This is a genomic window from Burkholderia diffusa (genome assembly GCF_001718315.1).
In the GTDB taxonomy this organism is placed as follows: Bacteria; Pseudomonadota; Gammaproteobacteria; order Burkholderiales; family Burkholderiaceae; genus Burkholderia; species Burkholderia diffusa_B.
Genome location: NZ_CP013362.1, coordinates 2290750 through 2313789, shown reverse-complemented (window position 1 = coordinate 2313789; position 23040 = coordinate 2290750). Strand labels below are relative to the sequence as shown.

22 protein-coding genes and 1 tRNA gene are annotated in these 23040 nt (G+C 66.2%); 6 read left to right on the top strand and 17 right to left on the bottom strand.

Annotated features, from left to right (window positions below; translation table 11 throughout):
- Positions 1 to 190: 190 nt before the first annotated feature.
- From hemP to WI26_RS10645, 3 genes are all read right to left on the bottom strand, one after another.
- Positions 191 to 436, bottom strand: a complete 246-nt coding sequence (hemP, locus tag WI26_RS10655) for a hemin uptake protein HemP (RefSeq protein WP_069225911.1) — start codon at positions 434 to 436, stop codon at positions 191 to 193.
- Positions 437 to 573: 137 nt separating this feature from the next.
- Positions 574 to 1056, bottom strand: coding sequence for an SRPBCC family protein (locus tag WI26_RS10650; protein WP_059467821.1), 483 nt, complete (start codon positions 1054 to 1056; stop codon positions 574 to 576).
- A gap of 99 nt (positions 1057 to 1155) precedes the next feature.
- Positions 1156 to 2028 (bottom strand): pirin family protein, encoded by an 873-nt coding sequence (locus tag WI26_RS10645; protein WP_069225910.1) that lies wholly within the window; start codon positions 2026 to 2028, stop codon positions 1156 to 1158.
- 122 nt (positions 2029 to 2150) lie between these two features.
- On the opposite strand from WI26_RS10645, the gene WI26_RS10640 reads away from it, so the two are divergent.
- Positions 2151 to 3128, top strand: coding sequence for a LysR family transcriptional regulator (locus tag WI26_RS10640; RefSeq protein WP_059467819.1), 978 nt, complete (start codon positions 2151 to 2153; stop codon positions 3126 to 3128).
- A gap of 373 nt (positions 3129 to 3501) precedes the next feature.
- Here the strand turns inward: WI26_RS10640 and WI26_RS10635 are convergent, their stop codons facing one another.
- The 9 genes from WI26_RS10635 to WI26_RS10595 all read right to left on the bottom strand — a co-directional run bounded on the left by WI26_RS10635 (position 3502) and on the right by WI26_RS10595 (position 10808).
- Positions 3502 to 3930, bottom strand: coding sequence for an ExbD/TolR family protein (locus WI26_RS10635; protein ID WP_006754473.1), 429 nt, complete (start codon positions 3928 to 3930; stop codon positions 3502 to 3504).
- A 13-nt stretch (positions 3931 to 3943) separates the two neighbouring features.
- Positions 3944 to 4675, bottom strand: coding sequence for a MotA/TolQ/ExbB proton channel family protein (locus WI26_RS10630; protein ID WP_059467818.1), 732 nt, complete (start codon positions 4673 to 4675; stop codon positions 3944 to 3946).
- Positions 4676 to 4709: 34 nt separating this feature from the next.
- Positions 4710 to 5441, bottom strand: a complete 732-nt coding sequence (locus tag WI26_RS10625) for an energy transducer TonB (protein ID WP_069225909.1) — start codon at positions 5439 to 5441, stop codon at positions 4710 to 4712.
- 220 nt (positions 5442 to 5661) lie between these two features.
- A complete protein-coding gene (locus WI26_RS10620; protein ID WP_069225908.1) occupies positions 5662 to 5898 on the bottom strand; it encodes a (2Fe-2S)-binding protein in 237 nt (78 codons plus the stop codon).
- A 149-nt stretch (positions 5899 to 6047) separates the two neighbouring features.
- The gene (gene murI, locus WI26_RS10615) at positions 6048 to 6911 is read right to left on the bottom strand and encodes a glutamate racemase (protein WP_069225907.1); all 864 of its coding nucleotides are present in this window, start codon (positions 6909 to 6911) and stop codon (positions 6048 to 6050) included.
- A 37-nt stretch (positions 6912 to 6948) separates the two neighbouring features.
- Entirely contained in the window at positions 6949 to 7425 is a 477-nt protein-coding gene (gene bfr / locus WI26_RS10610) for a bacterioferritin (RefSeq protein WP_006482753.1), read from the bottom strand.
- Between the two features lie 192 nt (positions 7426 to 7617).
- On the bottom strand, positions 7618 to 9141 hold the full coding sequence (locus tag WI26_RS10605; protein WP_069225906.1) for a fumarate hydratase: 1524 nt from the start codon (positions 9139 to 9141) through the stop codon (positions 7618 to 7620).
- A gap of 34 nt (positions 9142 to 9175) precedes the next feature.
- Positions 9176 to 9778, bottom strand: coding sequence for a TIGR00645 family protein (locus tag WI26_RS10600; protein WP_059467814.1), 603 nt, complete (start codon positions 9776 to 9778; stop codon positions 9176 to 9178).
- 112 nt (positions 9779 to 9890) lie between these two features.
- Positions 9891 to 10808 carry a DMT family transporter gene (locus WI26_RS10595; protein WP_069225905.1) on the bottom strand — a complete coding sequence of 306 codons (918 nt, stop codon included), beginning with the start codon at positions 10806 to 10808 and terminating at the stop codon, positions 9891 to 9893.
- A gap of 312 nt (positions 10809 to 11120) precedes the next feature.
- Between WI26_RS10595 and acs the strand changes: the two genes are divergently transcribed.
- The 3 genes from acs (at position 11121) to WI26_RS10580 (ending at position 15552) form a co-directional block, all read left to right on the top strand.
- Positions 11121 to 13103 carry an acetate--CoA ligase gene (acs, locus tag WI26_RS10590; RefSeq protein WP_069225904.1) on the top strand — a complete coding sequence of 661 codons (1983 nt, stop codon included), beginning with the start codon at positions 11121 to 11123 and terminating at the stop codon, positions 13101 to 13103.
- An 85-nt stretch (positions 13104 to 13188) separates the two neighbouring features.
- A complete protein-coding gene (locus tag WI26_RS10585; RefSeq protein WP_059467811.1) occupies positions 13189 to 13533 on the top strand; it encodes a DUF4212 domain-containing protein in 345 nt (114 codons plus the stop codon).
- A 3-nt stretch (positions 13534 to 13536) separates the two neighbouring features.
- Positions 13537 to 15552, top strand: coding sequence for a sodium:solute symporter family protein (locus WI26_RS10580; protein ID WP_059467810.1), 2016 nt, complete (start codon positions 13537 to 13539; stop codon positions 15550 to 15552).
- Between the two features lie 84 nt (positions 15553 to 15636).
- Here WI26_RS10580 and WI26_RS10575 read toward each other — a convergent pair.
- Positions 15637 to 15727: transfer RNA gene (locus WI26_RS10575), tRNA-Ser, on the bottom strand.
- Positions 15728 to 15950: 223 nt separating this feature from the next.
- Between WI26_RS10575 and WI26_RS10570 the strand changes: the two genes are divergently transcribed.
- On the top strand, positions 15951 to 16571 hold the full coding sequence (locus WI26_RS10570; RefSeq protein WP_069225903.1) for an HAD family hydrolase: 621 nt from the start codon (positions 15951 to 15953) through the stop codon (positions 16569 to 16571).
- Between the two features lie 52 nt (positions 16572 to 16623).
- On the opposite strand, the gene WI26_RS10565 is transcribed toward WI26_RS10570, so the two are convergent.
- Positions 16624 to 17736 carry a fatty acid desaturase gene (locus WI26_RS10565; protein ID WP_069225902.1) on the bottom strand — a complete coding sequence of 371 codons (1113 nt, stop codon included), beginning with the start codon at positions 17734 to 17736 and terminating at the stop codon, positions 16624 to 16626.
- 226 nt (positions 17737 to 17962) lie between these two features.
- Here WI26_RS10565 and WI26_RS10560 point away from each other — a divergent pair, with 226 nt between their 5' ends.
- Positions 17963 to 19000, top strand: coding sequence for an AraC family transcriptional regulator (locus tag WI26_RS10560; RefSeq protein ID WP_059467807.1), 1038 nt, complete (start codon positions 17963 to 17965; stop codon positions 18998 to 19000).
- 84 nt (positions 19001 to 19084) lie between these two features.
- On the opposite strand, the gene WI26_RS10555 is transcribed toward WI26_RS10560, so the two are convergent.
- The 3 genes from WI26_RS10555 to WI26_RS10545 all read right to left on the bottom strand — a co-directional run bounded on the left by WI26_RS10555 (position 19085) and on the right by WI26_RS10545 (position 22942).
- Positions 19085 to 20134 (bottom strand): lactonase family protein, encoded by a 1050-nt coding sequence (locus WI26_RS10555; protein ID WP_069225901.1) that lies wholly within the window; start codon positions 20132 to 20134, stop codon positions 19085 to 19087.
- The gene (locus tag WI26_RS10550) at positions 20121 to 21482 is read right to left on the bottom strand and encodes an MFS transporter (protein ID WP_069225900.1); all 1362 of its coding nucleotides are present in this window, start codon (positions 21480 to 21482) and stop codon (positions 20121 to 20123) included. The genes WI26_RS10555 and WI26_RS10550 overlap by 14 nt, the downstream gene beginning before the upstream one ends.
- Before the next feature lie 272 nt (positions 21483 to 21754).
- Complete coding sequence (locus WI26_RS10545; RefSeq protein WP_069225899.1) at positions 21755 to 22942, bottom strand: helix-turn-helix transcriptional regulator; 1188 nt, start codon at positions 22940 to 22942, stop codon at positions 21755 to 21757.
- Between the last annotated feature and the right edge of the window lie 98 nt (positions 22943 to 23040).

Here is a 23040-nt window from a genome sequence, read left to right as displayed (position 1 = left end):
ACAAAAAAGCGACACGTCCTTCGACGTGTCGCTTTTTTCTTCCTTGTGCGAGAACCAAAAAAGTGGCTTGGCTTGCTGCAACGGCTGCTTGAGTGTGTTTGCACGAAGGGGTCTAGATCTCGCGTGCAAGCCGTTAAGCTGGCTACTGCCCAACACCTCTCCGGGAGGTGGTCCCCACAATACTCTGTCGTTACTTCGTCAGGATCAGTTTGCCGAGCCGCGTGGCACGCAACTGATACGTCTCTCCGTTATGCGCGATGCTGATGTGGCTGTGGCCTTGCAGCAGCGCATCGCTGCTTAGGGTCCGGGTGCCGGCATCGCCGCTGCCGGCAGGTTTCGCCGGCGTCGTGACCGCTGCCGTCTTCTGACGATTGGCACTTGCGGTGCCGGTCGTGCGACGCAAGGTCAGCGTGGTCGGGCGCGTGGTGTCGGTCATTCGGTTGATCGGTGACTGTCGATACGATGGAATGAATTCTAAATGATAACCATTCCTATTTACAAAAACTCTTTATCGATCGATGTGAGAAATCCGATAGCTTGAAGCAAAGGGCGGCCCGTGGGCCGCCGCCGGCGTCAGTGGAGCGGGTCGGGGTCCTTGCGGCCCTGTGCGTATTCGCGGATCAGGCGCACCGTGTCGATGTCCGACGTGCGATACGCTTCCTTGACGATGCCGTGCGTCTGGCGCGCTTCCTCGCTGTCGTCCGTGACGGTCAGCGTCGTACGGTATTCGAAGCGCAGGAACAACTCGTGATCGTCGCGTTCCTCGATCGTCATCGTCAGCGAGCCGCCGATTTCGCCGCCGGCCGCATGGATGTCATAGCGCACTTGCTGGTTCGGGATGAACGTCACGCGGTCGCGCACGGTTGCATGCCCGTAGTGCAGCTCGCGTTCGAGCGTGGTGTCCGTCCGTTCATGGACGACACAGCTGTCGAGGCCGATCACGAACAGCTGCGGCTGTTCGGCGCGCAGCACGAGGCCTTCCCAGAGCTGGTCGCGGGTGAGGGACGGCACGGCCGGATCGTCGGAATTGATCTGGATCAGGTGTTCGAAGTTCAAGGGGGCGGATTCCTTCTGGTGGCGGGCAGCCACATGGTTCAAGAAGTCATTGTGACGCAAAACGGGCGGTTTCGCGGCATCTGCGACCCCGATCGGACGTCATGCTTCGATGCAGCCCATGCGGCCGGTCTGGTAGTCGACGACGGCCTGCCGGATCTCTTCCTCGGTATTCATCACGAACGGGCCGTAGCGGACGATCGGCTCGTTGAGCGGCACGCCGCCGATCAGCAGCAGGTCGAGCGGCGTATCGCCGGCCTCGAACGTCACCGCGTCGCCGTCGTCGCCGTAGACGATCATGTGCCGCGCATCGATTTGCTGCCTGTCGGGTCCGTAGCGGCCCGCTCCGCCGAGCGGGTAGGCGAACACGCGATAACCTGCCGGCACCGGCTGCGTGACCGTTGCGCCTGGTCGCAGCGTGAAATGTTGATAGAGGATTGGCGTGCGCGTCTCGATCGCCGCGCACACGCCGAATGCTTCGCCGGCGATCACGCGGACCTGCGCGCGGCCGTCGGGCGACGTCGCGATCGGGATGCGGTCGGCCGGGATCTCCTGGTAGCGTGGCGCGATCAGCTTGTCGCGCCGCGGCAGGTTGACCCACAGCTGAAAGCCGTGCGAGCGTCCACCGGCCTGCGCGAACTCGGGATCCGGCATTTCGCTGTGGACGACGCCGGCGCCCGCCGTCATCCATTGCACGTCGCCGGGCCCGAGCGTGCCGGCATGGCCCGCCGAGTCGCGATGGCGGAAATGGCCGTCGAGCACGTAGGTGACGGTTTCGAAGCCGCGATGCGGGTGGGCGGGCGCACCCTTGGCTTCGCCAGGGGCATAGTCGACGGGACCCATTTCATCGAGCAGCAGGAACGGATCGAAATCCATCAGCAGCCGGGTCGGGAACGGGCGGTGAACCACGAAGCCGCCGCCTTCGGTCGTGCGAAGTGCCGGGTACGTGCGGTCAAGCGAGCGAGCGGTCGTCATGCAGAAGCCCTCGATGTCATCGGAATAGCGTCATTTTTGAAACATGGCGCTATTATATTGGGCGTTTTACGGTCCGATTTGCGGCGGTTCGCAATGGATTGTTCTGAAATTGGAACGATGACATGAACATCGATGCACACAACCTGAACGACCTGATGTACTTTTCGCAGGTCGTCGAACACGGCGGATTTTCGGCTGCGGAACGCGTGCTGGGGATCTCGAAATCGCGCCTGTCGCGGCGCCTGACCGAACTCGAGGCGGCGCTCGGCGTGCGCCTGCTGCAGCGCTCGACGCGCAAGCTCGCGCTGACCGAGGCGGGGGAACTGTTCTACCAGCATTGCCAGGCGATGCTCGCCGAAGCACAGGCGGCGATGAATGCCGTGCAGCAGTTGCGCGCGTCGCCGCGCGGCTCGGTGCGCGTGAGCGTCCCTGTCACCTTGTCGCAGACGATGCTGTCGCGCATCCTCCCCGAATTCCTGCACCGGTATCCCGAGGTGAAGGTGCACATCCGTGTGACGAATCGCGTGATCGACCTCTTCGAGGATTCGATCGACGTTGCGTTGCGCGTGCGTTCGGAGCCGCCGCAGAATGCAAACATCGTCGTGCGGCCGCTGTGGCGGACCGAGCAGATGCTGGTCGGCGCCCCCAGCCTGCTGAACCAGAATGCGCCGCCGCTCGTGCCGGACGATCTGGCGCACTTCGAGACGCTCGATACGCCGAGCGTCGATGGACGGCACGTGTTCAACCTGATCGCGCCGGACGGCACGCGTCACTTGCACGAGCACGATCCGCGGCTTGTGACGGCCGATCTGATGACGATCCGGGAGGCCGTGCTCGACGGCCTCGGCATCGCGGCGCTGCCCGAAATGATGTACGGCAATGCATTGCGTGCGGGGCAACTGTCGCCCGTGATGCCGGGCTGGACGCTTCCGGTGCCGCAACTCTATGCGGTGTTCGTGTCGCGCCAGGGCATGCCGCCCGCGGTGCGCGCGTTCGTCGACTATCTGGTCGAGAAGCTCGACCACGGAGAATACAAGCAGCCGGGGTGCCCCGAGCGCGCGAAACAGGAAGCAGCGACGACCGATGCTTCGGCCACCTGAATGCAAGATGCGCGTCGTGGCAAATTTGTTTTGTCATTGAAGCGCCGCCGGCAATCGCAAGTTTCAATCGCGCGGACCTTGAATGCGCACGCGGGCAGGCCTATATTGAAATCCCATTTCGCGAAGGAAGTTCTGAGCGGAATCAGGTGGCCGCATATGTTGCGAGCCAGATAGGGCAGAACGCGCAGTCCGTGCAGACCACGGTAGCCGCATTTGCGTTGCTCGAGGCGCAACCGATACCGCCGAAGAGCCCGCCGCCCGAAGGCGCCCGCGTGCGCATGAAAAAAGGCCTTCATCTGGCGATGAAGGCCTTTTACTTTGTGTGCTACCGGCGGCGAGGTGCTACCGGCGAGACCAATGCGTGCGCGTCACGTTACTTCGCCTTCGCAGTCGGCTCCGTCACGAAGCCTAGCTTCGTCAGGCCGCCGGCTTGCGCATCGGACATCACTTCGGCCACACGCTCATACGCGACCTTGCGGTCGGCGCGCAGGTGCAACTCCGGTTGCGGCTGATGCTGTGCCGCTTCCGCGATGTGCGCCTGCAGTTGCTCGCGCGTGACCGTCTGGTCGTTCCACAGGATCGTGCCGTTGCCCTGGATCGCGACGTCGACCGTTTGCGGCTTTTCGTCGACGGGTTGGCTGCTTGCGTGCGGCAGGTCGATCTTCACCGCATGCTGCATCGCCGGAATCGTCACGAGGAAAATGATCAGGAGTACGAGCATGACGTCGACGAGCGGCGTCATGTTGATCTCGCTCATCACGCCATCGTCGTCGTCATCGCTGAAGCCGGTGTTCATTGCCATGGTTCGCCCCGTCTCAGCTGGCGCGCGAAGCAAGGCGCAGGCCGTCGCGGGTCGACGACGACGCGAGGCGCGCACCCGTCACGAAGTATGCGTGCAGGCCGTGCGCGAAGCGGCGCAGCTTGCTGACGACACCCTTGTTCGCACGGGTCAGCGCGTTGTAGCCGAGCACCGCGGGAATCGCGACGAACAGGCCGAAGGCCGTCATGATCAGCGATTCGCCGACCGGGCCCGCGACCTGGTCGATCGACGTCTGGCCGGTTGCGCCGATCGCGAGCAGCGCGTGGTAGATGCCCCAGACCGTGCCGAACAGGCCGACGAACGGTGCCGTGCTGCCGATCGACGCGAGAATCGCAAGACCGGCCTGCATGCGCGAGATGCCCTCGTCCATCGTGTCCTTCAGGCAGCGCGTGACCCAGTCCGACACGTCCATGCGGTCGTGCAGGTGCGGTTGCGTCTGATGATGGTGATCGGCGGCTTCCTTGCCCGACAGCGCGAGCGCGAGGAACGGGTTGTCGCTCGGCGTCGATGCGGTGAGCCCGAGCTTCTTGATGCCGTCGTCGAAATCGTCCGAATGCCAGAATGCCTGCTCGGCATTCTTCGTGAGACGGTTCAGGCGAACCACGTTCCAGCCCTTGACGATGATCACGATCCACGACAGGACCGACATCACGAGCAGCGTGATCGCAATGGCGCGCGTGACGAAATCACCTTGCGCCCAGACGTGCGCGATACCGTAGCTTTGCATTTTTGTTTCCTTTGAATCTTCCGAATGAGGCGGGTTAATCGTCGAGCGTGAAGTTGAAGGGCAGCGTATGGGCGGCGCGAATCGGTTGCCCGTTCTCGAGGTACGCGGGGCAGGTGCTGGCGCGTGTCGCATCCAGCGCTGCCTCGTCGAGGCGCGGATAGCCGCTGCTCTTTTGCAACTCGACGCTTTCGATCTTCCCCGTCAAGCCGATGACGAAGTGAACATAGGCCGTGCCCGTTTCGCCGCGGCGACGCGACATCGACGGATAGGTGGGCTTCACGAAACTGCACTTGAGCGCCGATACGTTCTTCGGCGCGCTGACCTGCATCGTCTCACGGGCCGGACCGGGCGTGGCGGCCGGCGCAGCGGGGGCGGCGGCGGGTGCGGTGGGCGCGGGTGTCGGATCGGCTGCCGGGGCGGGCGTCGGAGACGGTGATTGTGCGACCGGCTGAGGCGTCGGCTTGACTGCTTTCTGTACCGGTTTCGGTTCGACCTTCGGCTTGACGTGCGGCGTGGGCTTCGGTGGCGCGGGTTGCGCAACCGATTCGACCGCGACCGGCTGAGCGGCCGGCGCAGGCGCGATGAGCTGCGCGGTGATCGACCGGACTTCGACCGTCTTTGGCGGCGGCGCGTTGCGATGGAGCCACGCGGCCGTCAGCATGAGCGCATGTGCGGCAAGCACACCGACCGCGACGGTGATGACCCGGGGATTCATACGTGAGGCAGCCGGCAAGATGCCGGCAGGAGCGGATTGCGAAGCCTGCATGTTAGCTTGAAAGAACGACGTCGCACCCGGGGCGCGGCGGGTGAATCGATATTGTTACTTGCGGAAGATCAGCAGCGAGATGCACACGGTGGTCACGAATCCGATCAGCAATTCCATGACAGGCTCCTTGGCAGGTAAGCCGCTGGCTCGCGCGGAAGGTGGCTTGCTGACGGACGGACTTCAAATGCGGCCGCAGCCGCGCGGGTACGCTCGGCGCCGCTCAGGCGGCCTTGCGGTCGTAGAACGTCACCGGGATCGGATGAGCGTGATGCTCGACGCCGCACCGGCTCGCGCAGACGCCTTGTTCGGCCATCAGGTCGCGCACGGACTCCTCGCACTTGCCGCAGCAGGTGGCCACGCCGAGCTCGAACTGGAGTTCATCGAAAGAACTCATGCCTTCGGCCAGGGACGCGCGAATCTTGCGATCGGAAACAGACTTGCACACGCAGACGATCATGATGAGTTGCGATAGCTAACGTTAATGCGAATTATTATCATTAAATTTGCGGACGTTGACAAGCCTGGGTACGGCTTTTTTTAAGGCCATCGGACCCTTGAAGAGTGGCGGCGCGGGAGACGGGCGAAGCGGCGGTGTGCCGGCCCGCGTCAGATGGTCGCGCAGGCGCGCGCGTTCGGCGAAGAAATGGTGACGGATTCGACCGGCGCGTCGAGGCCGAGCAGCGACGAGGCGAGTGCGCGCAGTTGCAGGCCGTCGCTCGTCGAGCAGAAGCGGGGCGGCGCGGCACGCGTGCCGGCCGGCGCGCGCAGGCCGCGTTCGTCGAGCACCCGCGCGAGCTGCCGGGCGATCGCATCGCTCGTATCGACGATCGTCAGCCGGTCGCCGACAAGATCACGAATCGTTTCAGTGAAGAATGGGTAGTGCGTGCAGCCGAGCACCAGCGTATCGGCGCCGTCGTCGAGCATCGGCTGCAGGTAACGCTCGAGCAACGCGCGTAACGCCGGCGAGTTCGTGTCGCCGCGTTCGATTGCCTCGACGAGCCCGTGGCCAGGCTGGCAGATGAAGCGACGGCCGGCGCCGTAGCGGTCGAGCAGCGCCTGGAAGCGCGGGCTGTTCAGCGTCGATTGCGTGGCGAGCACGCCCGCGACACCGGTCGCGGACAGTGCGGCTGCCGGCTTGATGCCCGGCTCGACACCCACGAGCGGTATTGACAGGCGCTCGCGGGTAGCCGCGATCGCCCGCGCCGTTGCGGTGTTGCACGCGATCACGAGCGCTTTCGCGCCTTCGCGGGCGAGCCACTCGCCGATGGCCAGCGTGCGTTCCGTAATGAATGCCTCGTCGCGCGGACCATACGGTGCATGGTGCGAGTCGGCGACGTAGACGAACGACTCGCCGGGCAGGTGCGCGCGCGCGGCGCGCAGCACCGACAGGCCGCCGAGCCCCGAATCGAAGATGCCGACGGGGGCGTCGGGGCAGATCGCGGAAGCGGCTGGCTGGTTCGTCGTCGTCATGCGGAAGGCGAGGTAGCGATCGTGGCTGGCGTGGCGATTACTCGGGCGACCCCATCATCGTCTGCTGGTAGTTCTGCAGGCCGACCTTGCCAATCAGGTCGATCTGCGTTTCCAGCCAGTCGATGTGCTCTTCGGTGTCGTCGAGGATCTTTTCGAAGATCTCGCGCGACACGTAGTCACGCACCGATTCGCAGTAGGCGATCGCTTCCTTGCACGTGGACTGCGAGATCTGCTCGAGCTTCAGGTCGCACTTCAGGATCTCTTCGGTCTCCTCGCCGACCAGCAGCTTGTGCAGGTCCTGCAGGTTCGGCAGGCCGTCGAGCATGAACACGCGCTCGATCAGCCAGTCGGCGTGCTTCATTTCGCCGATCGATTCGTCGTATTCGTGCTTGCCGAGCTTGTCGAGGCCCCAGTGCTTGTACATGCGCGCATGCAGGAAGTACTGGTTGATCGCCGTGAGTTCGTTCTTCAGTTGGGCGTTCAGGTATTCGATGACTTTCTTGTCGCCTTGCATGGCTGTTCCTTGTTCAGTGGGGCTTCAGAAACCGAACGATAATCGCTCGAACGAGAAAAGCCAAGCCTCGAAGCCTTGCCGGGCCTGCCTTTCGCGGGTAATGAGAATCAGCGCCGGATAACGGGCCGCGCGCAATAACGAGAATGAGAAGTAAAAAGGCCGGACATCCGTCCGGCCTTCGTGCGAGCGCGCTTAAGCGGTTGCGACCGGGATCTTGCCGATCTTCGCCTGCCACTCCTTCGGGCCGGTCTGATGCACCGACGTGCCCGACGAATCGACGGCCACCGTCACCGGCATGTCCTGCACGTCGAATTCGTAGATCGCTTCCATGCCGAGGTCTTCGAATGCGAGCACCTTCGCGCCGCGGATCGCCTTCGACACGAGGTAAGCCGCGCCGCCGACCGCCATCAGGTACGCCGCCTTGTGCTTCTTGATCGCGTCGATTGCGACCGGGCCGCGTTCGGCCTTGCCGACCATCGAGATCAGACCCGTCTGGGCGAGCATCATCTCGGTGAACTTGTCCATCCGCGTGGCCGTCGTCGGACCTGCCGGGCCAACCACTTCGTCACGCACCGGATCGACCGGGCCGACGTAATAGATCACGCGGTTCGTGAAGTCCACCGGCAGCTTCTCGCCCTTCGCGAGCATGTCGGCGATGCGTTTGTGCGCGGCGTCGCGGCCCGTGAGCATCTTGCCCGACAGCAGCAGCGTCTGACCCGGCGTCCAGCTCGCGACTTCTTCCGGCGTCAGCGTGTTCAGGTCGACGCGCTTGCTGGTCTCCGTGTTCGGCTCCCACTGGACCTTCGGCCACGCGTCGAGCGACGGCGCCTCCAGCTTCGCGGGGCCCGAGCCGTCGAGCACGAAGTGCGCGTGGCGCGTGGCCGCGCAGTTCGGGATCAGCGCGACCGGCTTCGATGCCGCGTGCGTCGGCGCTGCCATGATCTTCACGTCGAGCACGGTCGCGAGGCCGCCGAGGCCCTGCGCGCCTATGCCGAGCGCGTTGACCTTCTCATGCAGTTCGACGCGCAGTTCCTCGACCCAGTCCTTCGGGCCGCGCGCGATGATTTCCTGGATGTCGATCGGCTCCATCAGCGATTCCTTCGCCATCAGCATCGCCTTCTCGGCAGTGCCGCCGATGCCGATCCCGAGCATGCCCGGCGGGCACCAGCCGGCGCCCATCGTCGGGACCGTCTTCAGCACCCACTCGACGATCGAATCGGACGGGTTCAGCATCACGAACTTCGACTTGTTCTCCGAGCCGCCGCCCTTCGCCGCGACCTGCACGTCGACCTTGTCGCCCGGCACGATCTCGTAGTGGATCACGGCCGGCGTGTTGTCCTTCGTGTTCTTGCGGGCGCCTTCCGGCGGATTGACGATCGATGCGCGCAGCACGTTGTCCGGGTGCGTGTAACCGCGGCGCACGCCTTCGTTGATCATGTCGGTGAGACCCATCGTCGCGCCGTCCCAGCGCACGTCCATGCCGACCTTCACGAAGATCGTGACGATGCCGGTGTCCTGGCAGATCGGGCGCTTGCCTTCGGCGCACATGCGGCTGTTCGTGAGGATCTGCGCGATCGCGTCCTTCGCGGCCGGGCTCTCTTCCAGCTCGTACGCGCGGCCGAGGGCCTGGATGTAGTCGAGCGGGTGGTAGTAGCTGATGTACTGCAGCGAATCCGCGATGCTCTGGATCAGGTCTTCCTGTTTGATGACGGTCATGGCTGAGACTCTGTGAGGACTGTGGGGAATACGTTTATGCGTTGGCGGCTTCGACCGATTTGCGGGACACGGCCGGGGCGGGCGCATGCGTCTCGTGGAAATGGGCCGGGTGCGTGTGGGTCGTCAGGCGGTCGACCCACGCCATCACGAGCGCCGACACGAGGAACGACACGTGGATGATCACCTGCCACATGATCGCGTGCGTCGTGTGCTGGTCGGGGTTGATGAAGGTCTTCAGCAGGTGGATCGACGAAATGCTGATCAGCGCCATCGACAGCTTGACCTTCAGCACGCCCGCGTTCACGTGGTCGAGCCACTCGGGCTCGTCGGGATGGCCCTCGATGCCGAGGCGCGACACGAACGTCTCGTAGCCGCCGACGATCACCATGATCAGCAGGTTCGAGATCATCACGACGTCGATCAGGCCGAGCACCGCGAGCATCACGCTGATCTCGTCGAGGCTCGTTGCATGCGACAGCAGGTGCCAGACTTCCTTCAGGAACAGGAACACATAGACGGCCTGCGCGACGATCAGGCCCAGATACAGCGGAACCTGGAGCCAGCGGCTCATGAAGATCAGTGCGGGCAGCGGGCGCAGGGGACGACGGGTGGAGCCGGGCGAATGCGGGGCGGACATGGTGGCGAGTCGGCGCGGGGCGCAGGTATCGGGGGTAATCTTGAAAAGGCGCGCTATTGTAACGCGTCGGCCGGCGCGACTGCAGCGACGCGCCGGGTCTGCCGGGGACGGATCAGGACGCGGCGGCCGGCACGCGCTTCACGCGCAGGCTCGCGAGCGCGATGCCGGTGACGACGCAGGCGAGCGCGATGCCGTGCGCGAGCGTCGGGCGCTCGCCGAGGAACGCGATGCCGTACGCGGCGGCCGCGATCGGCAGCACCGCGCTGAACACGCCGGCGAGGCTGCCCGGCACATGCCGGATACCTTTCATCCATAGCCAGAACGAGAAGATGCTCGCCGACAGCCCGTACCAGACGACGAGCGCCCACGTACCGGCCGGCACGCTCGCGTAATCGAAATGCCACAACGCCGTCGCGCCGAGCGGCAGCATCAGGCACAGGCCGAACAGATGCGTGTACGCGCAGATGTCGATTGGCGCGAGCGTCTGCGTGAGCCGGCGCGACAGGATCACGTAGATTGATTCGCAGCACACGGCGCCGAGGATCAGGAGGTTGCCGGTCAGCGAGCCGGCCGAGGTGCCGCCGGCGCCGTGCGCGGCCGCACCGCCTGCGGTGCCGTTGGCGAGGTTGATCGTCACGACGCCGGCGATCGCGAGCGCGATCGACGCGAGCGCACGGCCGTTCGGTTTTTCACGCAGGATCAGCCACGCGAACAGCGCGACGATGGCCGGGATCGTGCTCGTGATCACGCCGGCCGCGACCGCGCTCGTGCGCTGCACGCCGTTGAGCATCAGCAGCGTAAACATGAAGGTGCCGAAGAATGCCTGCAGGAACAGGTTCAGCCATTCAGCGCGCCGGACCGCGCGCATCTTCATCGGGCTGAACAGCGGCCACAGCACGGCGATCGCGATCACGAAGCGCAACGTGGCGAGGATGGCGACCGGGACGAAGACGACGATGGATTTGCCGATACCGACGTTGCTGCCGACAAACAGCATCGACAGGATGAGGAAGAGGGCGTAGCGATTCAAGCTGGAATCCGGGAGGCGAGTTCAGTTAGGATTGTAGGGTCGCGGTTGTAACAGCGTAAAGCAGACCGCAAGGCGGCGCCCGGCGTGCGAAACGGCGATGCCGCGTAAGTGACGGGTAAGTTCAAGCGCTTATCGTGGATATCGCCGGGCCGTACGTCCACCGTCATGTGACGTGGTGCGGCGCAGCATCGCGCGCAGCCTCCGGGCCGCGCGCGGGTGAGTGGGAGACAGCGGCGCGCAAGCGCCGGCCAAGACGCGGCGCGCACGATCGCGCCGCCATGCAGAGGATTCATGTTCACCAAGGGGTAGTCGATGTCTGCGATTGAATCGGTTCTTCACGAAACCCGTCAGTTTGCGCCGCCCGAGGCGCTCGAGAAGGCGGCGACCATTTCCGGCATGCCGGCCTACCGCGCGCTGGCCGCCGAGGCCGAGCAGGATTACGAAGGCTTCTGGGCGCGTCTCGCGCGCGAGGGCCTGACCTGGCACAAGCCGTTCACCAAGGTGCTCGACGAGAGCAATGCGCCGTTCTACAAGTGGTTCGACGACGGCGAGCTCAACGCGTCGTACAACTGCCTCGACCGTCACGTCGAAGCCGGCAACGGCGAACGCGTCGCGATCATCTTCGAGGCCGACGACGGCACCGTCACCCGCGTCACCTACGCCGATCTCCTCGCGCGCGTCTCGCGCTTCGCGAATGCGCTGAAGAAACGCGGCATCGGCAAGGGCGATCGCGTCGTCATCTACATTCCGATGTCGATCGAGGGCATCGTCGCGATGCAGGCCTGCGCACGCATCGGCGCCACGCACTCGGTCGTGTTCGGCGGCTTCTCCGCGAAGTCGCTCAACGAGCGGCTCGTCGACGTCGGCGCGGTCGCGCTCATCACCGCCGACGAGCAGGCGCGCGGCGGCAAGACGCTGCCGCTCAAGAGCATCGCCGACGAGGCGCTCGCGATGGGCGGCTGCGAGGCCGTGAAGAGCGTGATCGTCTATCGCCGCACCGGCGGCAAGATCGACTGGCACGCCGGGCGCGACCTGTGGATGCACGAGATCGCCGACGGCGAGTCCGACACGTGCGCACCGGAATGGGTCGGCGCCGAGCATCCGCTGTTCATCCTCTATACGTCGGGCTCGACCGGCAAGCCCAAGGGCGTGCAGCACAGCACCGGCGGTTACCTGCTGTGGGCCGCGCAGACGATGAAGTGGACCTTCGACTGGAAGCCCGCCGACGTGTTCTGGTGTACCGCCGACATCGGCTGGGTCACCGGCCACACGTACATCACCTACGGCCCGCTCGCGTGCGGCGGCACGCAGGTCGTGTTCGAAGGCGTGCCGACGTATCCGGATGCCGGCCGCTTCTGGAAGATGATCGACGCTCACAAGGTCACGGTGTTCTACACCGCGCCGACCGCGATCCGCTCGCTGATCAAGGCCGCCGAGGCCGACGACCACGTCCACCCGAAGAGCTACGACCTGTCGAGCCTGCGCATCATCGGCACGGTCGGCGAACCGATCAATCCGGAAGCGTGGATGTGGTACCACAAGCACGTCGGCCAGGAGCGCTGCCCGATCGTCGACACGTGGTGGCAGACCGAAACCGGCGGCCACATGATCACGCCGCTGCCGGGCGCGACGCCGACGGTGCCGGGTTCGTGCACGCTGCCGCTGCCGGGCATCATGGCCGCGGTGGTCGACGAAACGGGCCAGGACGTGCCGAACGGGCAAGGCGGCATTCTCGTCGTCAAGCGTCCGTGGCCGGCGATGATCCGCACGATCTGGGGCGACCCGGAGCGCTTCAGGAAGAGCTATTACCCCGAAGAACTCGGCGGCCGGCTGTACCTGGCCGGCGACGGCACGGTGCGCGACAAGGACACCGGCTACTTCACGATCATGGGCCGCATCGACGACGTGCTGAACGTGTCGGGCCACCGGCTCGGGACGATGGAGATCGAGTCGGCGCTGGTGTCGCACGAGCTGGTTGCGGAAGCGGCGGTGGTTGGCCGCCCGGACGACACGACGGGCGAGGCGGTGGTCGCGTTCGTGGTGCTCAAGCGTTCGCGTCCGGAGGGCGAGGAAGCGGCGGCGCTGGCGAAGACGCTGCGCGACTGGGTGGGCAAGCAGATCGGTCCGATCGCGAAGCCGAAGGACATTCGCTTCGGCGACAACCTGCCGAAGACGCGCTCGGGCAAGATCATGCGGCGCCTGCTGCGCTCGCTCGCGAAGGGCCAGGCGATCACGCAGGACACGTCCACGCTCGAGAACCCCGCGATCCTCGAGCAACTGGCCGAAGTGCGCTGATCGCGCCTGTTGCGCACGTTGCGCGCACGAGCCCCTGCGCGGCAATCCCGATTGCCCGCGCAGGGGCTTTTTGCTAAATAACGGCATGACCGTTCCGTCCCGTCCGGCGTCTGCCGCGCCGCCACCCGTTCCCGAGCCGCTTGCGCGTGCCCATGCGCGCTATTGGCGTTTCAACGTCGTGCTGATCGTGGTGCTGATGGCGATCGGATTCACGGTGTCGTTCGTCGTGCCGTTCTTCGCACCCGCGCTCGCGGACATCCGCTTCGCCGGTTTCAGCCTCCCGTTCTATATCGGCGCGCAGGGTGCGATTCTCGTGTATCTCGTGCTGATCGTCGTGTACATCGGCCTGATGCAGCGCGCGGACCGTGTGCTGCGGCGCGCGTACGACGACCATGCGGCGCAGGCCGCCGATGCGCACCGTGCCCGCTGATCCATGCTGACGCATCGACTGATTCGCGCGTACGCGCTTTACACGCTCGGCTTTCTCGGGTTCGTGCTGCTGCTGTGGCGGATCGAGCGCGCGACCGGCTCCGGCGTGTGGATCGGCTATGTGTTCCTGTTCGTGCCGATTGCCGTGTATGCGGTGATCGGGCTGCTGTCGCGCACGTCCGATCTGGTCGAATACTACGTGGCCGGGCGGCGCGTGCCGTCCGCATTCAACGGGATGGCGACGGCGGCCGACTGGCTGTCGGCTGCGTCGTTCATCGGGCTGGCCGGTTCACTCTATGCAACCGGCTACGATGCGCTCGCGTACGTGATGGGGTGGACCGGCGGGTTCTGCCTCGTCGCGTTCCTGCTCGCGCCGTACGTGCGCAAGCTCGCGCGCTACACGATTCCCGATTTTCTCGGCACGCGCTTTTCCAGCACCGCCGTGCGCGCGCTCGCGGCCGGCGCGGCGATCCTGTGTTCGTTCGTCTACCTGGTCGCGCAGATCCAGGGGATAGGGCTGATCGCGACGCGCTTCATCGGCGTCGACTTCGCGATCGGGATCTTCTGCGGGCTCGCGGGCATTCTCGTGTGCTCGTTTCTCGGCGGGATGCGCGCGGTCACGTGGACGCAGGTCGCGCAGTACATCATCCTGATCAGCGCGATCCTGATCCCCGTGTCGCTGATCGCGATGAAGAACGGGCTCGGGCCGGTGCCGCAGTTCAACTACGGCAAGCTGATGGAACGCGTGGCGGCGCGCGAGGCGCAACTGCGCGATGCGGCGGAGGAGCAGCAGGTGCGCGATGCGTATCGCCGGCAGGCCGCGGTCGTGCAGGCGCAGCTCGATCGCTTGCCCGCATCGTATGCGGATGCGCGCCGGCAACTCGTCGATCAGCTTGCGGACTTGCGGCGCCACAACGGACCGCTGCGCGAGATCAATCAGCGCGAGCGCGAGTTGGCCGACTTTCCGCGCGACCCGACGGCGGCGCGCGTGACCTGGACCCAGGCGCGCGACGACCTGCTGGCGCGCGCCGAGCCGCCCGTGCCGATGCACGAGCCGTTTCCCGCGGCGAACGACGACGAGCGCAAGCCGCGCGAGCGGAATTTCCTCGCGCTGCTGCTGTGTCTGTCGCTCGGCACCGCGAGCCTGCCGCACATCCTCACGCGCTACAACACGACGACGTCGGTTGCATCCGCGCGGCGTTCGGTCGGCTGGACGCTGTTCTTCATCGCGCTGTTCTACCTGAGCGTGCCGGTGCTCGCGGTGTTGATCAAGTACGAGATTCTCACCAACCTCGTCGGGCGGCCGATCGCCGAATTGCCCGCGTGGGTCACGCAATGGCATCACTTCGAACCGGACCTGATCAGCGTCGTCGAGGTGATTCGCGACGGTATCGTGCACTGGTCGGAGATCCAGATGCAGCCGGACATGGTCGTGCTGGCCGCGCCCGAGATCGCGGGGCTGCCGTATGTCGTGTCGGGGCTGATCGCGGCCGGTGCGCTGGCCGCGGCGCTGTCCACGGCGGACGGGCTGCTGCTGACGATCGCGAATGCGTTGTCGCACGACGTCTATTACTGCATGGTCGCGCCGGAAGCGTCGAGCCAGCGGCGCGTGACGATCTCCAAGGTGTTGCTGCTCGGCGTCGCGCTGTTCGCGTCGTATGTGGCGTCGCTCAATACGGGGAAGATTCTGTTTCTGGTCGGGGCGGCGTTTTCGCTCGCGGCATCCAGTTTCTTTCCGGTGCTCGTGCTCGGGGTGTTCTGGAAACGCACGACGACGCGCGGTGCGATTGCCGGGATGCTGACGGGGCTCGCGGTGTGCGTGTATTACATCGTGTCGACGTATCCGTACTTCACGCAGCTGACGGGGTTCGCCGGGCGGACGTGGTTCGGGATCGAGCCGATCAGTTCAGGCGTGTTCGGCGTGCCGGCGGGGTTCGCTGTGGCGATCGTCGTGAGTCTGCTCGATCGGCAGCCGGATGAATATACGCGGGCGTTGGTGGATTACATTCGGCATCCGTGACGCAGAGGCGCGGGATGCGGACATCGCGGCGGGAAAAGAAAAACCCCTTGATTTCTCAGCGGAATCAAGGGGCTTCATGTGTCCTGGCGGAGAGAGGGGGATTCGAACCCCCGATAGGCGATTAACCTATACACGCTTTCCAGGCGTGCGACTTAAACCACTCATCCATCTCTCCGGAAGACCGAGAGTATAGCAAACTCTGGCGGATGATCGCCACTCCCTTCGGCGAGCCGCCAAAATCGTCCGGGAAGCCGCCTTTCGAGGCGCGCGCGGCGGCTCGGCGTCGTCCCGAATGCGCTCGCGCGGAGGAGCCATGCCACCATTCACGCCCGTGCCTGGACGCACGACCGCGCGAGTCTGCTATCTTCCCGGGCATCTCAGCGCTTTCCCGTCTCTCCATGACCGACCGCATCGTCGCCGCATTCGATTTCGACGGCACCATCACGACCACCGACAGCTTCCGTCATTTCGTCCGCTACGCGGTCGGCACGCCGCGTTTCGCATGGGCCGGCCTGCGCGCGCTGCCGTGGCTTGTCGCGATGAAGGCGGGCCTGTTGTCGCGCGGCGATGCCAAGGCGAAGTTCGCGTGGTTCGCGCTCGGACCGATCCGCGAGGACGCGCTCGACGGATTGGCGCGCAGCTTCGTCGACGGCTACCTGCCGGACCTCGTGCGTCCGGACATGCTGGAACGGGTGCGTGAACATCAGGCGCGCGGGCATGAAGTCGTGCTGGTCAGCGCGTCGCCGTCGCTGTATCTGGAGAAGTGGGCGCGCACGGTCGGCATCGATACGGTCCTCGCAACGCGCCTCGCGTTCGAGCGCGGCACGTTCACCGGACGGCTGAACGGCGAGAACTGCTGGGGTCCGCAGAAGGTCGTGCGCCTGCGCGGCTGGTGGGGTAATCGGCTACCGGCGAAACTGTTCGCCTATGGCGACAGCCGCGGCGACAAGGAAATGGCCGAGCTCGCGAACTGGGCGTGGATCCGCGGGCAAGGGCCGATGCCGCCGATCGGCGACTGACGGACCGACAGCCCGGCGTGGCCGACGTGGCCGACGACGCTGCGCGCTGCCGTTACGCGTCGGCCCGCTGCGTGCTTCGCGCACCGCGAGCCGGACGATACGCGCCCCAGCGATTCGCACGCTTGAACGTGCCGACGTCGTTGAACCGCACGCCGACTTCACGCAGCGCCTTGTGCGCGGTGCGTGCGGTCAGCTGCCGAATGTAGAACGGATCGCGCACCACGAAGTGATGGATCGCGTGCGTGCTGCCGAAGTTGAAGCAGAACAGCTGGAACGGCAGCATCCACCACGGATTGAGCACCTGCGTCTGCTGGATCACGTTGCGCGAATCGATGTCGCCGAAGTAATGCATGTTCGAGCTGACGAAGTTGATGCAGAAGCTGCGCACGAAATTCGGCCCGAGCCACACGACCGCGAGGAAATCGACGACGTGCATTACGCGCTCGACGACGGCCGGCACGCTCACCGCATGGCCGGACGCATGCAGCGCAAACAGGCCGGCGTGATAGACGATGAACGCGTGCCACAGCGCGTAGTACGCGTGACCGATCGGCATGTAGGACGACACCTGCTCAATGCGCAGTTGCGCGCGTTCGGCCGCATTCTGCACCGGCTGCGCAGCCACGTACTGCCTGACCTTGCGGCGCATCGCATGCGGCCGCAGCACGACGGCGAGCATTCCGTCCGCGATCATCAACAGGCGCTTCACGCCCCAGCGTTCGCCGTTGGTGATCCCGAATTCCTCAAGATCCGATTCGCCGCCCGATACCTTGTGGTGATGCAGGTGCATGCGCCGACGCGTCCACGGATTGATCGTGCCCGGCCGCGTGAGCCAGCACAGCGCCATCATCAGGTGATAGGCCCACGGCGTCTTCTTGAAGTACATCAGGTGGATCAGGTCGTGCTCGAGTTCGTGGATCAGCGACGTGACGAACGCGGCGAGCGGCAGGGCGACGTACCACGCGATCGCGCCGCGCGCATACAGCCAGGCGATCGCGAGCATCGCGCTTACCGACACGGCCATCACGGTCGCGCCGACGAGGTTCTGGTTGTCGAGCAGCGGAAAGCGCGCGCGGATCGCGTCGCTCGCGGCGCTGACCTCGCGGCGGACGTACGCAACCTTGTCGGCGTCATGTCGAAAGACGGTTCGTGAGGGTTGGCTCATCAAGCGGAATCCGTGCGGAAAGGGTGGGGCGCAATGCCGATGTGGAAAGCATAGGCGTGCCCCGCCATGCGCGCGAGAGCCGCTGGTGCCAAACATGGTGTCATTTCGGGCCACGATGACTGACGGGCGGGCCTTCGCCGCCGTGCGCGGCCGCTAGAGTCATGCCGCGGTGTCATTGCGGGCCAGCGACGCTACAATCCGCCGAAACCGCTCCGGAGTCCGCCGCATGGCCCTGTCCGTTCCGGATGCCGCGCGCCAGTTGAACAAGGCCACGGTGTCGTCCGCGTATGCGCTGTTCATGCTGATGCTCGCCGAGGAGCGCGGCATCGACGGCGGCCGGATTCTCGCCGGCTCGGGCGTCGAGCGCGACCGGCTCGCCCAGCCCGACGCGCGCATCACGCCGCTGCAGCAGGCAACGATCGTGTTCAACCTGCTCGATGCGACGAACGATCCGTCGATCGCGATCGAGATCGGCCTGCGCAGCAGTCTCACGAAATCCGGACTGATCGGCTTCGGGCTGATGAGTTGCGCGACGCTCGGCGAGGCGATCGCGCTCGGCATCCGCTACCTGCCGACGCGCGTGCCGTTCTTTTCGGTGCGGCTCGCGCAGCTCGACGGGATCGTCGACATCGACGTGCTGGAGGCGTTTGCGCTCGGCCGCCTGCGCCAGTTCGCGGTGGAAAATTTCCTGGTCGAGACGGCGATCCTGTTCAACTCGCTGCTCGATCCCGCGCCGGGGCGCACGTTGCAGTCGCGCGCGGAGCTGCATTTCGAATGGCCCGAACCGCCGTGGTTCGAGCGCTATCGCGCGCGGCTGCCGCGCTGTCATTTCAACGCGAGCGCGAACCGCATCCGCTGCGACGCCGCGCTGCTCGACGAACCGATCGGCACCGCGAACGCGCAGACCGCGCAGATGATCGTCCAGCAATGCGAGGCCGAGCTTGCGCGGCTCGGCTATGCGGAAAGCATCGTCGAGCGCGTGCGCAACCTGCTGATCTGCGGGGACGCCGGTTATCCGTCGGTGGACGAAGTCGCGCGCGAGCTGCACGTGTCGGCGCGCACGCTCAAACGCAAGCTCGCGGAATTCGGCGCGACCTATTCGGCGCTGCTCGACGAGATCCGGCTGCGCGATGCGCTCCGGTTGCTGGAGGGCACGCGTCTGCCCGTCGACGAGATCGCGGCGCGAGTCGGCTATACCGACCGCGCCAATTTCACGCGTGCGTTCAAGCGCTGGACCGGCGTCGCACCGAGCGAGCGGCGCTGACGGCGCGTGGGGCGGCGCGGGCCGATGTCGGTCGTGCGCGCTGCATCGATCAATCGATCGTGCGCTCCGGCGGTCGATCGACCGTCAGACGATCGCGACCCAGTTCGCCCCGCGACCGCCCGGCACGCGCGCATGCAACGACAGCGCGCCGTCGCCTGGCGCGATAGCGTACACCGACACGTATTCCGACTGCTCGCCGCATGCGACGAGCCAGCGTCCCGACGGATCGATTGCGAAGCCGCGCGGCTGCGTTTCGGTGGCCGTCGCGTGCGCGGGTTCGAAGGTGCCGTCCGCGTGGCGGCGATAGCAGAGCAATTGGCTCGACGTGCGTTCGCTGACGTACGCGAAGCGCTCGTCGGGCGTCAGGTGGAGATCGGCGGCCCACACGGCGGGCGTGGTCGGCGCGGGCGGGCGCGCATGGCCTTGCGCGAGGTCGGCGACGGCCGGATGGCGCGCGCTGACCTGCGCGTCGCCGAGGCGGCCGCTGTCGACCGCGCGCGAGAAGGTGGCGAGCGTGGCCTGGAACTCGCTGACCGCGACGAGCGTGTGGCCGTCGCGCGCGAAGCGCAAGTGACGCGGGCCGAAGCCGCCCGGCACGCGCGTTTCGCCGTGCTCGATCGCGCGCAGGCCGCCTGCATCGTCGACCAGCGCGAACGTGAAGATCCGGTCCGAGCCGAGCGAGCTCACGTACGCGAACCGATTGTCCGGCGACACGACGACGGCATGTGCGTTCGCGATGCCGTGCGCGACCTGCAGCGGCGCACCGTCGCCGTCGCGCACGCGCGCGGCGTCGTAGAGGCTCAGCGAGTTGCCGCCGTACGATGCGCCGAGCAGCCAGCGGCTGCTGCGATCGAGCGACAGGTAGGCGAGGCTGGCGTCGATCGCGGTCGCGCCGATGCGGGCAAGCGCGCCGGTGCCCGTCGCGACACGGAACGCGACGATCGTCGGTGCTTCGCCGCGCGTCGCGACGTACAGCCGTGCGCGATCGGCCTGCACGGCGACCGGCATCGCGACGTCGCCGGCCGGGTAGCGGGCGAGCGGCGCGAGCGCGCCGTCGGACGCGAGCGAGAACGTGGCAAGGTCGCCGTCGACGGCATTCGAGACGACGACGGTCAGGCGGTCAGTGTTCGGCATGGCGGAGCATCGAGGTGTTCGTGAAGGACTCGTCGGCCGGCAGCCCGCGCGGCGGATCGCTGCGCCGGTGCGTGCGGGCGAACAGCGCGGCGACCGCGGCGACGAGGGACGCGATCGCGAGCGCATACAGGCCGCCCGTGATCGAACCCGTATGTTGCTTCAGATAACCGAAGGCCGTCGGCGCGACGAAGCCGCCGAGGTTGCCGATCGAGTTGATCAGCGCGATCACGGCCGCGGCCACGCGGGTGTCGAGGTAGCCCTGCGGGATCGGCCAGAACAGCGACGACGCGGCCTTGAAGCCGAGCGCGGCGAAGCAGATCGACGCAAACGACCAGACCGGATCGCGCGACGTCGACGCGAACAGCCCGCACGCGGCGAGCACGAGCGCGAACGACAGCCAGCGCTGCGGATGCTTCCACTTCGCGGACAGCACCGCGAAGCCGTACATCGCGCCGATCGCGATCATCCACGGAATCGTGTTGTAGAGGCCGACCTGGAAATCGGTGAGGCCGCCCATCTTGCGGATGATGGTCGGCAGCCAGAAGGTGGCCGCGTAGATCGTGAGCTGGATCGCGAAATACAGGAAGCAGAACAGCACGATCTGCGGATCGCGCAGCAGCGTGGCGGCCGATACGTGCACCTTCGAGCGTACGTCGCGGGTCGCGCGCTCTTCATCGAGCGCATTCTGGAGCGCCGCGCGTTCGTCGTTGGTGAGCCACGTCGCGTCGCGGATGTGCGACTTCAGCAGCAGCCAGCTCGCGCCGCACAGCGCGACCGAGAACATCCCTTCGATCAGGAACATCCACTGCCAGCCCTGCAGGCCGAAGCCGTGGATCGACAGCAGCGCGCCGGTCACGGGCCCGGACAGCACGGACGCGAACGCGGAGCCGCCGAGGAAGATCGCCATCGCCTTGCCGCGCTCCTGCGGCGGCAGCCATTGCGACAGGTACAGCACGACGCCGGGGAAGAAGCCGGCCTCGGCCGCGCCGAGCAGGAAGCGCAGCACGTAGAACGACGTGTCGTTCCACACGAACGCCATCGCGGCGGCGACGATGCCCCACGTCGCCATGATCCGCGCGAGCCAGATGCGCGCGCCGTAGCGCTGCATCAGCAGGTTCGACGGTACTTCGAACAGCGCGTAGCCGACGAAGAACAGGCCGGCACCGAGCCCGTACGCGGCCGCGCCAATACCGATAGACGCTTCGAGGTGGCGATCGACGAAGCCGACGTTCACGCGGTCGATGTAGTTCGCGATGAACATGATGAGCACGAGCGGCAGCACGTGCCATTTCACTTTCGAGATGGCGGACGCGAGCGGGTCGCGGCCGGGCAGGGCAGGTGTGGCCAAGGGAGTCTCCGGTCGGGCGGCGGACGGGGCGGTGGCCCGCGTCGGTGTCGAAGGTGGCGATTTAGGTAGTACGTTGTCGTATGACATGGTACGCCTGAGATTCCGCCGTGGCGTCGCGGGTTTACCCGGAACATATTCAAATATTGGGGGATATCATGAGGATGTCGGCAGGTGCAATAACATCTGATGACGTATGACATGGATTGACGTCAGACGAACGGCAACGATGCGCCCGGCGGGCTGCTCCGCGCAGTCAGGGCTCCCGCCGGCGGCTATGCCATCGACACCACGCTGTTCAGCAGCATCTTCACGAGCACGGCCTGCCGCGTCGCGCCCGTCTTCGCGAAGATTCCGCGCAGGTGCGCGCGCGCGGTGTTCTTCGTGATGCCGGTGGCGGCGGCCGCTTCGTCGAGCGTCAGGCCGTCGACGAGCAGCAGTGCGATCTCGGTTTCCATCGGCGTGAGGCGAAACAGTCGATGCAGCATGTCGCGCGAGGTCTGCGGCGACGACGCCGGATCGCGGACGAACACCGCGACGGCCGGGCGATGCTGGCGGTCCTCCGCGCCGCGATAGGGCGCGAGCGGGCGCAGCAGCACGTTCAACGGCAGCGCGCCGCCGGGCCGCGACAGCGTGGTGGCCTCGATACGCCCGAGCGCGCCCGCGCGGAAATGCTCGAGCGCGGCCTGCAAAGCCTTCTGCAGCCGGCGCTCGTCGAGCGGGCACGACGCATGGAGCCGCTCCTGGCGCAGGCACAGGCCGTCCTGCCGTGCGATCAGCCGTTCGGCGATGCGGTTGTGCTTGATCACGCGCCCGTCCTCGTCGAGGATCGCGGTGCCGACGTCGAGCCGGTCGACGGTGCCCGCGTACAGCGCGCGTTCGGCGTCGAGCACGTCGAGCGCCGCATGCAGCTCGATCGCGCGCTGCAGGTGGGGCAGCAGCGTCGCGACCTGCGCGCGTTCGGCCGCGTCGAAATCGCGAGCATGGTGCGCGCGGCTCACGAAGAATGCGCACTCGACGCCGCGCTCGCCGCGCAGGTTTGCGCCGAGGATGAAGCGCAGGTCGAGCGGCTGCAGGTACTGCAGGTAGAAGGCATGCGCGCACCAGCGGGCGGCGCCGAACAGCCGGTCGGCCGTGAACACCTGGCCGGGCGGCTGGTCGAGAAACGGGCACAGCGCATAGAACTGCTCGCTGTACGACGGCTCGCCGGGCAGTAGCGGGCCATGGGCCGATGCGTTGATGATGAGCCCGCGCCGCGAGCCGCCAGGGTTGCGCAGCACGAGCGTCGTGAAGCGCGCGTCGAGCCGCACGCGGATCGCTTCGAGAAAGCTCCCCCACGGCGTCGCTTCGGACGGGCCCTGATAGACGAGCCCGAGCCACGCGCTGAGTTCGCGGGCCGTCCATGCCGCGTCGTCGAAACCGTCGTGCGCGGCCGTGTCGTCGGGCGCCAGCGCGATCCGCATGCTCGTGTTCTCCTCGGGCGGGGTGAATGCTTCCGGCCCAGCATACCGGCCGGCCGGCGGCCCGCGTCATCCGAACGGAGTAGACGACGCGGGCCGTG

What these genes read in the sequence shown, in the direction of transcription:
- hemP (WP_069225911.1), bottom strand. Translation starts at nt 436, where the DNA reads ATGACCGACACCACGCGCCCGACCACGCTGACCTTGCGTCGCACGACC.
- WI26_RS10645 (WP_069225910.1), bottom strand. Translation starts at nt 2,028, where the DNA reads ATGACGACCGCTCGCTCGCTTGACCGCACGTACCCGGCACTTCGCACG.
- WI26_RS10640 (WP_059467819.1), top strand. Translation starts at nt 2,151, where the DNA reads ATGAACATCGATGCACACAACCTGAACGACCTGATGTACTTTTCGCAG.
- WI26_RS10635 (WP_006754473.1), bottom strand. Translation starts at nt 3,930, where the DNA reads ATGGCAATGAACACCGGCTTCAGCGATGACGACGACGATGGCGTGATG.
- WI26_RS10630 (WP_059467818.1), bottom strand. Translation starts at nt 4,675, where the DNA reads ATGCAAAGCTACGGTATCGCGCACGTCTGGGCGCAAGGTGATTTCGTC.
- WI26_RS10625 (WP_069225909.1), bottom strand. Translation starts at nt 5,441, where the DNA reads ATGCAGGCTTCGCAATCCGCTCCTGCCGGCATCTTGCCGGCTGCCTCA.
- WI26_RS10620 (WP_069225908.1), bottom strand. Translation starts at nt 5,898, where the DNA reads ATGATCGTCTGCGTGTGCAAGTCTGTTTCCGATCGCAAGATTCGCGCG.
- murI (WP_069225907.1), bottom strand. Translation starts at nt 6,911, where the DNA reads ATGACGACGACGAACCAGCCAGCCGCTTCCGCGATCTGCCCCGACGCC.
- bfr (WP_006482753.1), bottom strand. Translation starts at nt 7,425, where the DNA reads ATGCAAGGCGACAAGAAAGTCATCGAATACCTGAACGCCCAACTGAAG.
- WI26_RS10605 (WP_069225906.1), bottom strand. Translation starts at nt 9,141, where the DNA reads ATGACCGTCATCAAACAGGAAGACCTGATCCAGAGCATCGCGGATTCG.
- WI26_RS10600 (WP_059467814.1), bottom strand. Translation starts at nt 9,778, where the DNA reads ATGTCCGCCCCGCATTCGCCCGGCTCCACCCGTCGTCCCCTGCGCCCG.
- acs (WP_069225904.1), top strand. Translation starts at nt 11,121, where the DNA reads ATGTCTGCGATTGAATCGGTTCTTCACGAAACCCGTCAGTTTGCGCCG.
- WI26_RS10585 (WP_059467811.1), top strand. Translation starts at nt 13,189, where the DNA reads ATGACCGTTCCGTCCCGTCCGGCGTCTGCCGCGCCGCCACCCGTTCCC.
- WI26_RS10580 (WP_059467810.1), top strand. Translation starts at nt 13,537, where the DNA reads ATGCTGACGCATCGACTGATTCGCGCGTACGCGCTTTACACGCTCGGC.
- WI26_RS10570 (WP_069225903.1), top strand. Translation starts at nt 15,951, where the DNA reads ATGACCGACCGCATCGTCGCCGCATTCGATTTCGACGGCACCATCACG.
- WI26_RS10565 (WP_069225902.1), bottom strand. Translation starts at nt 17,736, where the DNA reads ATGAGCCAACCCTCACGAACCGTCTTTCGACATGACGCCGACAAGGTT.
- WI26_RS10560 (WP_059467807.1), top strand. Translation starts at nt 17,963, where the DNA reads ATGGCCCTGTCCGTTCCGGATGCCGCGCGCCAGTTGAACAAGGCCACG.
- WI26_RS10555 (WP_069225901.1), bottom strand. Translation starts at nt 20,134, where the DNA reads ATGCCGAACACTGACCGCCTGACCGTCGTCGTCTCGAATGCCGTCGAC.
- WI26_RS10545 (WP_069225899.1), bottom strand. Translation starts at nt 22,942, where the DNA reads ATGCGGATCGCGCTGGCGCCCGACGACACGGCCGCGCACGACGGTTTC.